Source organism: Burkholderia sp. AW49-1 (genome assembly GCF_053427845.1).
This window is the reverse complement of record NZ_JBSAXF010000022.1, coordinates 78,135-89,602: the sequence shown is the minus strand read 5'-3', so window position 1 is coordinate 89,602 and position 11,468 is coordinate 78,135. Positions and strand designations below refer to the sequence as shown.

Here is an 11,468-nt window from a genome sequence, read left to right as displayed (position 1 = left end):
CCGCAGCGTGGTGCGCAACGCGTATTCGGGCAGGTTCGACGGATCGAGCGAGATCTTCTGGGTCTGAAGGGTCCCGATCGGCGCCATCGTTTCATGAAAGCCGACGACCGCCATCGCGATCAGGCAGATGATCAGCGGGAACGCGATGAAGTCCCACCGGTTCGGCAGAACGCGCCACGCGGACGCGTTGGCGGTCCGGTTCGGATTGAAGAATCCGACGTCCATCAGGCGCCCTCCCCGGTAAGGCCGAACGAAGCCGGCAGACGATGTTGATTCATGGCAAAGCGCACGGGCGCGGTAATTCGACGCGGTAATTCGATTGATTCACGATCTGACGCCGGCACGAGGCGCCGTGCGTGCAGGCTGCGCCCCCGGCGCGGCGAGTCGGGCCGCGACGGCACGACACTACACCAACCTGTATTTCAGGTTCAACCGTCCGGGGCCGGCGCGGCGCCGCGCGACGCGCGGACGGCGCACGGATCGTGCCCGGCACGCGGGCGAACGACAGGCGTGCGATGAGGAGCAGCCCGGCCGCAGTCCTCCGGCCGGCATGCAGGCCCCGAATTATGCCGTGATCCGGGCCGGCCGGGAACCCGCCAACCGCAAGCGGACGCAAACCATGCCGGACGTCAGCCGACGATTGCGGCGAAGCAGGTATGATCGGGGCTAGCCCCCGGCGTCGGTGTTGACCACAGCCGCCAGGGATCGACCGACCAGCGGGAGGAAGGGAATGGCAGGAAACTTGGTGATCGTCTGCCGCGATCAGGATGCCGATGCGTTCTACGAGCTGATGCAGGAGTATGGGTCGTTCCAGACCCGGCTGTCGTCGACGGCATGGTACCTGAACATGAACGTCGTGCCGGAATCTTTGCAGGAGGAGATTCTGGAGCGCCTTGGCCGCTATACGACCGTCTATATCTTCGAGGCCACGAGCGTGACCTACAACACCATCGACAGCAACGCCGCCGAGACGCTCGGAACGCTGTTCGGCGAATGATGCCACGCGGCGCCTGCCCGGCGGGCGCCGCATCCGTCGCTTACGCGGCCTGGGCGTGCAGTTCGTCCTTCGGCACCACGTCGAACGGGAACGACATCGCCACGCGCAGGCCGCCCTCGGGACGATTGCCGATCTCGCACGCCCCGCCCAGCCTCAGCACCAGCCGCTCGACGATCGCGAGCCCGAGCCCGCTGTGGCCGTTGCCGCCGCGCGCGGGGTCGAGCCGCACGAACGGCCGTGTCGCGGCCGCCAGGTCGCGCGGCGCGATCCCGCCGCCGCTGTCGCTGACCGACAGCACGTAACACGTCGACGTACGCGCCGTCTCGATGAGCACGGGTGGCGCGCCGTACGCATGCGCATTGTCCAGCAGGTTCGACAGGATCCGGTCGAGCGTCGCGGTCGGCAGGCGGAAACCTTCGTCGGAGGCCAGATGCGTCTGGACCGCCGGCGCGTTCGGTGCAACCGCGCGATAGCTGCGCGCGATCCGCTCGCAGGTCTGGTCGACCGGCACGGGCTCGCTGCGGTCCGCCCCGCCGTGCGCGAACACGAGGAACTGGTCGACGATGTGCGACATCGAGTCGACATCGCGCACCACGCCGTCGCGCAGCCGCGCGTCGTCCATCATTTCCGCGCGCAGGCGCATCCGCGCGAGCGGCGTGCGCAGATCGTGCGCAACGCCGGCCAGCATCACCGCGCGATCGCTCTCGGCCTGCGACACCTGTTCCACCATCTGATTGAAGCCGTGCGTGAGCTGGCGCAACTCGCGCGGACCGCGCTCGCGCAGCGGCGGTACCGGCTGGCCGCGGCCGAAGCGCGCGACCGCGCGCGCCAGCGAGCGCAGCGGCTGCTGCAACTGCCAGGCCGCGAACAGCGCGGCGATCACGCCTGCCGAGAAGATCGTACCGAGCCACAGCAGCATCCGGTCGAGCGAGCGCGGCGGGCGCAGCGGCTGCACCGGCACGACGATCCAGTTGCGGTCGGTCGGCTCCTTGACCCACAGCACCGGCGGGTGGCCCGGCGCGCCGATCTCGACCAGGGTGCCGGCCGGCATGCGCTCGCTCACGTCGTCGCGAAAACGCTTGAGCGGCGCCGGCAGGTTCGAGCCTGCGCTCGTCGGCACGTCGGGACTGTCCGGCGACACCAGCCGCACCCGTGACGGCAGCGGCTGGTCGGGCGTGCGCTCGACGTGCTGGCGCACGGCGTCGACGAGGAAGGCGGCCTCCTCGACCGCGTAACGTGTCTGCATCTGGCTGCGCTCGAGGCGCATCGCGAAGAACCACGCGAAGTGCGACAGGAGCAGCACGCCGACGACCAGCAGCGCCAGCCGTCCGAACAGTGAATCAATGGGTTTGCGCATGGGCCTCGCCGTCGGGCACGAACACGTAGCCGCGCCCGCGGACCGTCTGGATGAAGCGCGGCGTCGACGGATCCGTTTCCAGGATGCGGCGCAGGCGCCACACCTGGACGTCGATGCCGCGGTCGGTGCCGTCGTACTCGGGCCCGTGCAGCAGCTCGAGCAACCGCTCGCGCGTGAGCGTGCGCAACGCGTGGTTCACGAAGATCTTCAGCAGCGCGAATTCGCTGCTCGACAGCGTCGCCGGCTTGCCGTCGACCGACAGCGTGCGCGCCTGGAAGTCGAGCACGAAGCGGCCGAATGCGAACGGCTCGCGCTGCTCGGGCGCCGCCGCCGACGGCGTCGCCCGGCGGCGGCGCAGCACGGCCTGCACGCGCGCGAGCAGCTCGCGCGGGTTGAACGGCTTGCCGAGGTAGTCGTCCGCGCCGAGTTCGAGCCCGACGATGCGGTCGACGTCGTCCGCGCGTGCCGTCAGCATGATCACGGGGATGTCGTCGCCGGCCGCGCGCAGCTGGCGCAGCGCGGTCAGGCCGTCCACGCCCGGCATCATCAGGTCCAGCACGATCAGGTCGGGCCGCTCGCGCTCGAGACGCTTCTCGAGCGTCGCCGCGTCGTGCAGCACGGACACTTCCATCCCCTGGCGCACGAGATAGTCGCGCAGCAGGTCACGGAGTTCTTGGTCGTCGTCGACGATGAGGATCTGGGTAGTCATGGCTCGAAGTTTACCGCGCGAGTGCGGAGTCGAAGAACGAAACAAAGGAACGAAAGGGTTACTGCGGGTTACGGCGCAAGGGAACTGTAATGCACCGTAACCCGGCAGCCACCCCGCGTAACACCCGCCGGGGCACGCGCCGCTAACCTGCGTCTTACCGGATGCGGCACACGCGTCACCCGCGCACCGCATCGCCGGACCCTTTGGATACAGGAGTTTCTGAAATGTATAAGAAGACTTCCCGCGTGGCCATCGCGGCCGCCACCGTGCTCGCTCTCGCATTCGGCACCGCGCATGCCGCGCAGCCCAACGACATGCCGCCGCCGGGCGGCCCCGGCATGCACCAGATGCATGGCGGCCATGACGGCGGCCCGTTCGGCGTGATCATGAAGCTGCACGATCAGCTGAAACTCAACGCATCGCAGGAGCAGCAATGGCAGACGGCCGTCAACACGATGAAGCAGAACCATGAAGCGATGCGCAAGAGCCACGAGCAGATGCGCGAGCAGTTCAAGGCGCAGCAGAATCAGCCGATCCTCGACCTGAACGCGATGCACGCCGCCCGCCAGCAGGCCGAGCAGCAGAATGCGCAGCTGCGCGAGCAGAGCTCCGCCGCCTGGCTCGCGTTCTACAACGGACTGAACGACCAGCAGAAGACGACGGTCAGCACCGCGCTCAAGCAGCAGTTCGCGCGGATGGAACAGCGTCACGAGAAGATGAAGGAACGCTGGCAGGAGCACCGCGCGGCCAAGGCCGCGTCGGCGCCGGCGCAGTAAGCCGGCGGGCCGCCTCCCCGGGCGGCATCGCAGGGGACGCGGGTACTCGGCCCGCGTCCCCTGTTTCGCTTCAGGCGACGTCGAACAGCAGCACCTCGGCTGCCCGGCCGCGTGCGAACGCGATCGCGTCCACCCCGGCGATCCGCGCGCCGTCGCCCGTGGCCAGCGCGTGGCCGTTGACTTCCACGTCGCCGCGCGCCACGTGCACATAAGTGCCACGTCCGGCCGACACACCGAATACCGCCTCCTCGTCACCATCGATCAGCCCCGCGAAAATCCGCGCATCCGCACCGATCGACAGCGCGCCGTCGCCGCCGTCCGGCGACGCGACGAGCCGCAGGCGGCCGCGCTTCTCGTGGTCGGCGAAATGCCGCTCCGCGTAACCGGGCCGCCCGCCGCACTCGGCCGGCTGCAGCCAGATCTGCAGCAGATGCAGCACCCGGTCGCGCGACGCATTGGTTTCGCTGTGCATGAGCCCCGTGCCGGCACTCATCCGCTGAATGCCGCCGGCCCGCACGATGGCGCCGTTGCCAAGGCTGTCGCGGTGCGCGAGCGCGCCGTCCAGCACGTAAGTGACGATTTCGAGGTCGCGGCGCGGCTGCATCCCGAAGCCGCGCGTCGGCGCGATCCGGTCCTCGCTCAGCGCGCGCAGCGCGCCGAACGGCGGATGGGCGGCCTCGGCGTCGTCGACAAGCGGAAAGCTGTGACTCGACTCGAGCCAGCCTTGGCGCGTGTGGCAGCGGTCGGCGGCGCGGCGGATCTGGAACATGGGGCGGGCACTCCGGCAGGCAGACATTCTTTCTTCGGGTTTACCTGCACTGTAGGGGCGCGCCAAGCGCGCCACAATCCGCCGCCCGCGCACCGCATCGTTGCACCCACGAATCCAATCGGCGCAATGCTCGTTGTGAATACCACGATTGCCGCAACGCCCGGATCGAAGAATCCATCGGTCGCGCCGGATTGCCGTTTTCCGGGTATCGCGTTCGGGTAAAATACCGCCCTTTTGGCGTTCGCCCGTCCGGCGAGCGCCGTTGCCCGCGCGCCGAAACACGAATTTTGGCCGTCTAGAATACGCCGCGGCGCCCGGCCCGACCGGCCGCGAGCGCCCCCCGGAAGTGAGCGACAAAAGGATGGAAATGAAGAAGGCCGCCCTGTGCGCCGCCCTCGCCCTCGTGGCGGGCAGCGCCTTCGCGAAAGAATGGAAGACCGTGCGGATCGGTGTCGATGCCAGCTACCCGCCGTTCGAGTCGACCGCGCCGAGCGGCGAGATCGTCGGTTTCGACGTCGATCTCACCAAGGAAATCTGCAAGCGCATCAACGTGAAGTGCGTGTGGGTCGCGCAGGATCTCGACGGGATCATTCCCGCGCTGAAGGCGAAGAAGTACGACGTCATCGTGTCGTCGCTGACCGTCACGGACAAGCGTCGCGAGCAGATCGACTTCTCCGACAAGGTGTACGACGCGCCCGCGCGGATGATCGCGAAGGCCGGCTCGCCGCTGCTGCCGACGGTCGCGTCGCTCAAGGGCAAGCGCGTCGGCGTCGAGCAGGGATCGACGCAGGAATCCTACGCGAAGGCGTACTGGGAACCGCAAGGCGTGACGATCATTCCTTACCAGAATCAGGATCAGGTTTATGCCGATCTCGGCTCGGGCCGCCTCGACGCGACGCTGCAGGATGAACTGCAGGCCGACTACGGCTTCCTGCGCACGCCGCGCGGCAAGGGCTTCGCGTTCGCCGGTCCGGAAGTGAAGGATCCGAAGACGATCGGCGACGGCACCGCGATCGGCCTGCGCAAGGAAGACACGGACCTGAAGCTCAAGATCAACAAGGCGCTGGCCGACATGCACAAGGACGGCACGTACGACCGGCTGTCGCACAAGTATTTCTCGTTCAGCGTCTACTCGGCTCGCTGAGCGCAGACAATGACGGGAAACGGATGCGGGGGCGCCCCGCGTCCGGCAGTACAGGCAGTCAACCACGCGCCGCCCGCCCCTCGCCCGCCGCTCCCCGCGACGGGCTGGCCCGGCACCGTTGCCGGGGCGGACGGTCATGATACGCACGAGGCGTTCCGCGCAGCTTGGCGGGCGCGTCTTTCGCGGCGCACCGCGTGCGCCGTCCGGGACCACACCAGGGACCACATATGTTTCTACAAGGCTACGGCCCGCTGATCCTCGCAGGCACCTGGCAAACCGTCAAACTGGCGGTGCTTTCGCTCGCGCTGTCGTTCCTGCTTGGCCTGCTCGGCGCGGGCGCGAAGCTGTCGCGCAACCGCTTCACGAACGGCGTCGGCACCGTCTACACCACGTTGATCCGCGGCGTGCCCGACCTCGTGCTGATGCTGCTGCTGTTCTACAGCCTGCAGATCTGGCTGAACATGGCGACCGACGCACTCGGCTGGGACCAGATCGACATCGACCCGTTCCTCGCCGGCGTGCTCGTGCTCGGCTTCATCTACGGCGCGTACTTCACCGAGACCTTCCGCGGCGCATTCCTGTCGGTGCCGCGCGGCCAGCTCGAGGCCGGCAGCGCGTACGGGATGACCAACTGGCAGGTGTTCACGCGGATCATGTTCCCGCAGATGATGCGCTTCGCGCTGCCGGGCATCGGCAACAACTGGCAGGTGCTCGTGAAGTCGACCGCACTGGTGTCGATCATCGGCCTCGCGGACGTCGTGAAGGCGTCGCAGGACGCCGGCAAGGGCACGCTGCGGTTCTTCTTCTTCACGCTGATCGCCGGTGCGGTCTACCTCGCCATCACGACGATCTCGAACTTCGTGCTGATTTGGCTCGAAAAGCGCTACTCGACCGGTGTCCGCAAGGCTGACCTATGATCGAACTCATCCAAGAATACTGGCGCAACTACCTCTACACCGACGGCTTCCGGACCACCGGCGTCGCGATCACGCTGTGGCTGCTGGTCGTGTCGATCGGCCTCGGCTTCTGCCTGTCGGTGCCGCTCGCCGTGGCCCGCGTGTCGAAAAGGAAGTGGCTGTCGGGCGCCGTTTGGCTCTACACGTACGTGTTCCGCGGCACGCCGCTCTACGTGCAATTGCTGCTCTGCTACACCGGCCTCTACAGCCTGCAGGTCGTGCGCGGCACGCCGCTGCTCGACGCGTTCTTCCGCGACGGGATGCACTGCACGCTGCTCGCGTTCACGCTGAACACCTGCGCGTACACCACCGAGATCTTCGCGGGCGCGATCAAGGCGACGTCGTACGGCGAGATCGAGGCCGCGCGCGCATACGGGATGTCCACCTTCACGATGTATCGCCGCGTGATCCTGCCGTCGGCGCTGCGCCGCGCGCTGCCGCTCTACAGCAACGAAGTGATCCTGATGCTGCACGCGACCACCGTCGCGTTCACCGCGACCGTGCCGGACATCCTGAAGATCGCGCGCGACGTGAACTCGGCGACCTACATGTCGTTCCACGCATTCGGGATCGCCGCCCTGCTCTATCTCGCGATCTCGTTCACGCTCGTGTGGCTGTTCCGCCAGGCCGAGCGTCGCTGGCTCGCGTATCTGCGCCCGCAAGGCAAGTAAGTTTTCGCAGGACTATTGATGAATTCCCAGACTCAAAAGCTTTTCGTCGACGATCTGCACAAGCGGTACGGCGACAACGAGGTGCTCAAGGGCGTGTCGCTGAAGGCGAACTCGGGCGACGTGATCAGCGTGATCGGCTCGTCGGGCTCAGGCAAGAGCACGATGCTGCGTTGTATCAACTTCCTCGAGCAGCCGAACGCGGGCCGCATCATCGTCGACGGCGAGGAAGTGCGCACCACGCCGGACAAGACGGGCGCGCTGCGCGCGGCCGATTCGAAGCAACTGCAGCGCGTGCGCACCAAGCTGTCGATGGTGTTCCAGCATTTCAATCTCTGGTCGCACATGAACGTGATCGAGAACGTGATGGAAGCGCCCGTCAACGTGCTCGGCATCCCGAAGAAGGAAGCCGAAGACCGTGCACGCGAGTATCTCGAAAAGGTCGGCCTCGCGCCGCGCGTCGAGAAGCAGTATCCGTCACACCTGTCGGGCGGGCAGCAGCAGCGTGTCGCGATCGCGCGCGCGCTGGCGATGCATCCCGACGTGATGCTGTTCGACGAGCCGACTTCGGCGCTCGACCCGGAACTGGTCGGCGAAGTGCTGAAGGTGATGCAGAAGCTGGCCGAGGAAGGCCGCACGATGATCGTCGTCACGCACGAGATGGGCTTCGCGCGCAACGTGTCGAATCACGTGATGTTCCTGCACCAGGGGCGCGTCGAGGAAGAAGGCGTGCCGTCCGAGGTGTTCGCCAACCCGAAGAGCGAACGCCTGCGCGGGTTCCTGTCGGGCAGCCTCAAGTAACGCGCGCGACGCGCGACGACACGCGAACGGGCGCCACGCGGCGCCCGTTTTGCGTTTACACGGCGTCCACCGGTGCGCCGTCGGCGAACGCGCGCAGCGCATCGCCCGCGAGCCGGTAGCGCACCCATTCACTTTGCGGCGCCGCGCCGACGCTTTCGTAGAAGCGGATCGCCGGCTCGTTCCAGTCGAGCACACTCCATTCGAAGCGCCCGCAGCCAGTGTCCACGGCGATGCGCGCGAGCGCCTTCAGCAGCCGCAGCCCGGCACCCGCACCGCGAAAGCGCGGCGATACGTAGAGATCCTCGAGATACAGCCCCTGGCGGCCGAGCCACGTCGAATACGAGGAGAAATACACGGCGAAGCCGGCCGGCTCGCCGTCGACCTCGCAGATCAGCGCGCGCGCGGGCGTTCCTTCGCCGAACAGGCTGCGCTCGAGCGACGCCGGCGTCGCGACCACTTCATGCTCCGCCTTCTCGTAGATGGCCAGCTCGGTGATGAAACGCAGGATTTGCGGCACGTCGGCGACGGTGGCGGAACGAATGTCGATTTGCACGGTGAGGAGCCCTCCTTCGGCCCGGACTGAAAACGGAATGCGGCGCCCGCGCAAGCGCGCCTGGCGTCGGACAGATCGACATGCTACGTTCGCGGTTCAACTGCAGGAAGTGCAGTTTCTTCATCCGAACATGAACATGATGCATCCCGACCTGCGCCGTCTCGACCTGAACCTGCTGCTCGCGTTCGACGCGTTGTACCGCCACAGGTCGGTCGCCGCGGCCGCGCACGAACTGGCGATGAGCCCGTCCGCGCTGAGCCACGCGCTCGCCCGGCTGCGCGACGCGATCGGCGATGCGCTGTTCGTGCGGCTCGGCAACGAGATGCAGCCGACCGTGCGCGCCGACGACATCGCCACCTGGGCCGGCGATGCGCTCGACACGATGTCGAAGGGGCTCGCCCGCGCGCGCAGGTTCGATCCCGCGCAAAGCGACCGCACGTTCGTGTTCGCCGCGACCGACTACACGGCATTCGCCGTGCTGCCGGCGTTGCTGGCGCGCATCGAGCAGGTCGCGCCGCGGCTGCGGATCCGCGTCGTCCACTCCGACCGCAAGATTTCGATCGACGAACTCGCGGCCGGACGCATCGACTTCGCGCTCGGCTATCACGAGGAGTCGGCCGCCGACGCGCCGGGCATCGAGGATTTCGACTGGTTCTCGGACGACTACGTGGTGATCGCGAGCGCCACGCATCCGGACATCCGCCGGCGGCTGACGCTCGACCAGTACCTTGCGGCACGCCACGCGATCGTCACGCCGTGGAACGAGTCGCGCGGCGTCGTCGACTACGTGCTCGACCGGCTCGGCCTCGCGCGGCAGGTCGCCGTGCAGTTGCCGAGCGTGCTGGCCGCACCGTTCATGATCGCGGAATCGGCACTCCTGATGACGGTGCCTGACCGTGCCGCGCAGGCGCTGCGCCACGCGGCGGCGATCCGCATCTTCCCGGCACCGTTCGAGATCCCGCGCTACACGGTGAAAATCTACTCGCACGCGAAGCACGCACGCACCGACGCGCACCGATGGCTCCGCGCGCAGTTGCTCGATGCCAGGGCAACATCCGCATGAGCCTGGCGCCCTTGCCGGACAAGCGTTTCGGGACTCGTCCGGCAACTGCTGATCGCCGCCAATTCATTACGAAATACTTACCGATTTCGTCTCTCAGGCGCTTACGCTCGCGCCCCGATGGCGTCAATAGTGGCAATCCTTGACCCATGCGCACCGAATGCGCGTCTCCCTTGTCTGACAAGGGTTTCCGGGAATCGACGTGCCTTTGGGTGCCCGTCGCGCACTCTGTTGCATGGCAAATTGGCGACAGGTGTTAGTCAAACAACGATTTCCATCGCCACAAAATTGTATTTTTGCTAAATTAGTAACCAAAGTAGCAAAACGAAGTTCGTGAAATGTAGTTTAGCTTCACGACACAACAAGGAGACCCCGCAAGCCGACCCGGCCGCGCGGGACCGCTCAACGGTTTTCCGTCCGCTTGCCCGCGTGCCGCGCTTACCGGCTCTGCACGAGGTCTCCCTGGTTATCCCGCTTTTCGCTTTTGCCCGGCGCTCGCTGCTCCGGGCATCTCGTGCAGTCTGGGTTGACTTTTTGACAGGGTATGGAGGAGATGATGAAGAAAGCTTTGGTCGCGGCCGCGCTGATGGCTGCTGGGGTGGTTACGGCGCACGCGCAGAGCAGCGTCACGCTGTATGGTCGCCTGGATGCCGGCCTCGAGTACCTGAACGGCCTGCAGAACGGCCACCAAGTGCGCGCCGAAAGCGGCGACTGGGGCACGAGCCTGTGGGGCTTGAAGGGCAGCGAGGACATCGGCGGCGGCAACAAGGTCCTGTTCCACCTCGAAGGCGCGTTCAACACGATGAACGGCGGTCTCGGCACGTCCGGCTCGATCTGGGATCGTTTCGCGACCGTCGGTATCTCGAACGACCGCTACGGTACGCTGCTGCTGGGTCGCGAACTCGCGATCGCCAACGGCGTGTGGGACTTCGATCCGCTGGGCCAGTCGAGCTGGTCGTCGGCATCGCTCGTGCGCGGCCGCAACTGGAACAAGACCAGCAACAACGTGTCGTACCAGTCGCCGCAGTTCTACGGCTTCGACTTCTACGGCCAGTTCGCGTTCTCGAACTCGACCAGCTTCAACGGCAACACGACGGCCGGCCAGCCGGGTCGTGCAGCCGGTGCGCAGATCACCTATACGAACTCGCTGTTCCAGTTGCGCGGCATCTACGACGAAACGCGCGACAGCAACGGCCGCTTCTCGGACGTGTTCAACTACTCGCGTGAATACTTCGCGGGCGTGAACGTGTTCCTCGGCCAGTTCAAGCTGCAGGCGGCCTACCAGTCGTCGCACGCGGACGGCAGCGGCGGCCCGGCCGTCAACAACGGCATCACCGGCACCCAGCAAGTCTGGGGCGGTGTGACGTGGCAGGCAACGCCGGCGGCAGCGCTGATCGCGGCCGTGTACCACGTGAACGCCAACCACGGCGGCGGCAACGCGAACATCTACACGGTCGGCGGCTCGTACAACATTTCGAAGCGCACGCTGTTCGACGTGCAGGTCGCGACGGTGCGCAACAGCTCGACGGCCAACTTCGGCCTGAACGCGAACGGCGCCGGCACGGCCGTCTCGACGGGCAATCCGCATCCGGGCGGCAGCCAGACCGGCGTCTACGCCGGCATCCAGCACCTGTTCTGATCAGGCGCCGTCCAGAGAACGATTCGACAACACTTTCCA

12 protein-coding genes and 1 pseudogene are annotated in these 11,468 nt (G+C 66.7%); 8 read left to right on the top strand and 5 right to left on the bottom strand.

Annotated features, from left to right (window positions below):
• Nucleotides 1-225 (bottom strand): annotated as a pseudogene (locus tag ACV22W_RS26085) (sulfonate ABC transporter permease); the annotation flags it as partial.
• Between the two features lie 505 nt (nt 226-730).
• Between ACV22W_RS26085 and ACV22W_RS26080 the strand changes: the two are divergent.
• Nucleotides 731-997: a double-stranded DNA-specific endonuclease gene (locus ACV22W_RS26080; RefSeq protein ID WP_027786765.1), complete on the top strand. Its 267-nt coding sequence runs from the start codon at nt 731-733 to the stop codon at nt 995-997.
• A 40-nt stretch (nt 998-1,037) separates the two neighbouring features.
• Here ACV22W_RS26080 and ACV22W_RS26075 read toward each other — a convergent pair whose 3' ends face one another.
• Together ACV22W_RS26075 and ACV22W_RS26070 are read right to left on the bottom strand one after the other, a co-directional pair.
• Nucleotides 1,038-2,354, bottom strand: coding sequence for an ATP-binding protein (locus tag ACV22W_RS26075; protein WP_448022446.1), 1,317 nt, complete (start codon nt 2,352-2,354; stop codon nt 1,038-1,040).
• Nucleotides 2,338-3,063, bottom strand: coding sequence for a response regulator (locus tag ACV22W_RS26070; RefSeq protein ID WP_009693256.1), 726 nt, complete (start codon nt 3,061-3,063; stop codon nt 2,338-2,340). The genes ACV22W_RS26075 and ACV22W_RS26070 overlap by 17 nt, the downstream gene beginning before the upstream one ends.
• 224 nt (nt 3,064-3,287) lie before the next feature.
• Here ACV22W_RS26070 and ACV22W_RS26065 point away from each other — a divergent pair, with 224 nt between their 5' ends.
• The gene (locus tag ACV22W_RS26065) at nt 3,288-3,839 is read left to right on the top strand and encodes a Spy/CpxP family protein refolding chaperone (protein ID WP_059701941.1); all 552 of its coding nucleotides are present in this window, start codon (nt 3,288-3,290) and stop codon (nt 3,837-3,839) included.
• 70 nt (nt 3,840-3,909) lie between these two features.
• Here the strand turns inward: ACV22W_RS26065 and ACV22W_RS26060 are convergent, their stop codons facing one another.
• Complete coding sequence (locus ACV22W_RS26060; RefSeq protein ID WP_448022449.1) at nt 3,910-4,608, bottom strand: pirin family protein; 699 nt, start codon at nt 4,606-4,608, stop codon at nt 3,910-3,912.
• A 367-nt stretch (nt 4,609-4,975) separates the two neighbouring features.
• Between ACV22W_RS26060 and ACV22W_RS26055 the strand changes: the two genes are divergently transcribed.
• From ACV22W_RS26055 to ACV22W_RS26040, 4 genes are all read left to right on the top strand, one after another.
• Nucleotides 4,976-5,752 (top strand): ABC transporter substrate-binding protein, encoded by a 777-nt coding sequence (locus ACV22W_RS26055; RefSeq protein ID WP_059451025.1) that lies wholly within the window; start codon nt 4,976-4,978, stop codon nt 5,750-5,752.
• Nucleotides 5,753-5,979: 227 nt separating this feature from the next.
• Nucleotides 5,980-6,669 carry an ABC transporter permease gene (locus ACV22W_RS26050; RefSeq protein WP_059527478.1) on the top strand — a complete coding sequence of 230 codons (690 nt, stop codon included), beginning with the start codon at nt 5,980-5,982 and terminating at the stop codon, nt 6,667-6,669.
• The gene (locus ACV22W_RS26045) at nt 6,666-7,379 is read left to right on the top strand and encodes an ABC transporter permease (protein ID WP_448022445.1); all 714 of its coding nucleotides are present in this window, start codon (nt 6,666-6,668) and stop codon (nt 7,377-7,379) included. The genes ACV22W_RS26050 and ACV22W_RS26045 overlap by 4 nt, the downstream gene beginning before the upstream one ends.
• A gap of 18 nt (nt 7,380-7,397) precedes the next feature.
• Nucleotides 7,398-8,177, top strand: a complete 780-nt coding sequence (locus ACV22W_RS26040) for an ABC transporter ATP-binding protein (protein ID WP_059527484.1) — start codon at nt 7,398-7,400, stop codon at nt 8,175-8,177.
• 55 nt (nt 8,178-8,232) lie between these two features.
• On the opposite strand, the gene ACV22W_RS26035 is transcribed toward ACV22W_RS26040, so the two are convergent.
• On the bottom strand, nt 8,233-8,730 hold the full coding sequence (locus ACV22W_RS26035) for a GNAT family N-acetyltransferase (RefSeq protein WP_059527488.1): 498 nt from the start codon (nt 8,728-8,730) through the stop codon (nt 8,233-8,235).
• 136 nt (nt 8,731-8,866) lie between these two features.
• On the opposite strand from ACV22W_RS26035, the gene ACV22W_RS26030 reads away from it, so the two are divergent.
• Together ACV22W_RS26030 and ACV22W_RS26025 are read left to right on the top strand one after the other, a co-directional pair.
• Entirely contained in the window at nt 8,867-9,793 is a 927-nt protein-coding gene (locus tag ACV22W_RS26030) for a LysR family transcriptional regulator (RefSeq protein ID WP_448022444.1), read from the top strand.
• 550 nt (nt 9,794-10,343) lie between these two features.
• On the top strand, nt 10,344-11,429 hold the full coding sequence (locus tag ACV22W_RS26025; protein ID WP_448022443.1) for a porin: 1,086 nt from the start codon (nt 10,344-10,346) through the stop codon (nt 11,427-11,429).
• Nucleotides 11,430-11,468: the final 39 nt, after the last annotated feature.